Here is a 1,224-nt window from a genome sequence, read left to right as displayed (position 1 = left end):
CGGGTTCTACCCCGTTTCCACGGACGGTTTTAAAACGGCGAACAGTTTTCTGTCCTGAGCAGCAACTCTACGTCGCATCCTAGGATTATGGAACCGCTCAATGTAATCGAAGACATCAGCTCGTGCTTCATTTTGGGTTCGGTAGCGCCGGTGGTGAATTCGCTCACGCTTGAGCATGCCGAAGAACCCCTCGCAGGCCGCATTATCACCACAATGACCGACCGCGCTCATGCTGCTCACCAGTCGGTTGCTGCCGAGATAGCGCTGGTAATCACCGCTGGTGAATTGACTGCCTCGATCTGAATGCAATATCACCGGAACTTTCCCCTGGCGCTGCCAAACGGCCATCTCAACCGCTCTGATTACCATATGCCGATCCTGTCGGTGATGCATCGACCAGCCAACGATCAGCTTGCTGAACAGGTCGAGAACCACGCAGAGAAAGAGCTTTCCTTCCTGCGTCGGGATCTCTGTTATATCCGTCACCCATTTGGTGTCTGGCTCCAGAGCGGAGAAATCCCGTTCCAGATGATTCCGGATTCCCGGTGGTCGATAAGATTGACGTCCCAAGCGTCCGCGCTTCTTGCGTGGCCACCCCTGAATGCCGTGTTTGGCCATCAATCGCGCGACGCGGTTCAGGCTGGTTGAGGCTCCCTCAGCAACCAGATCCTCATGCATACGGGGTGAGCCAATCATGCCCCCGCTATCGTCATGAATCTCTCTGATGCGTGACAGCAAGTGCTGATTCGCCTTTGACCTGGCGGACTCAGGGCGAGAGACCCAAGCGTAATAACCGCTGGCCGACACCTTCAGGCATCGGCACATAAGACGTATTGGGAAAGTATTGCGACAACGTTGAATCGCCTGATACCTCAGGACGACTCCTTTGCGAAGAACACTGCCGCTTCGCGCAAAAAATCACGCTCCTTCTTCACGCGGGCCAATTCTCGCTTGAGGCGGGCAACCTCTTCGTCTCTGGGGGAACCAGAGCCTTTAAAGGCCTTATCCGTTTCCTCATCCGCTTCTCTGCGCCACCGGGATAACAGGTTGGGATTGATGCCGATCTCTAAGGCTACCTGGCGACAACTCACACCGGGTTGCCGGGTTAAGGCGATGGCTTCGCGTTTGAACTCTGGGCTATATTTTCTGCGTCTGGACATGAACACTCCTTTGGCACAGTGTGCCTCTTTTTAGGAATGTCCGCAGTAACGGGGTAGAACCCCA

Annotated in this window: 1 protein-coding gene; it reads right to left on the bottom strand. The window is 55.0% G+C overall.

The window, feature by feature from the left end:
• Positions 1-6 precede the first annotated feature (6 nt).
• A protein-coding gene (locus tag KYE_RS15385) for an IS3 family transposase (protein ID WP_085986445.1) occupies positions 7-1,160 on the bottom strand; the annotation gives its coding sequence in 2 pieces (ribosomal slippage) (positions 7-920 and positions 920-1,160; 1,155 coding nt in all).
• Between the last annotated feature and the right edge of the window lie 64 nt (positions 1,161-1,224).

It is taken from the genome of Marinobacter manganoxydans MnI7-9, assembly GCF_000235625.1.
Classification (GTDB): Bacteria; Pseudomonadota; Gammaproteobacteria; order Pseudomonadales; family Oleiphilaceae; genus Marinobacter; species Marinobacter manganoxydans.
The sequence above is the reverse complement of the archived record's forward strand: the minus strand, read 5'-3'. Positions and strand labels throughout refer to the sequence as shown.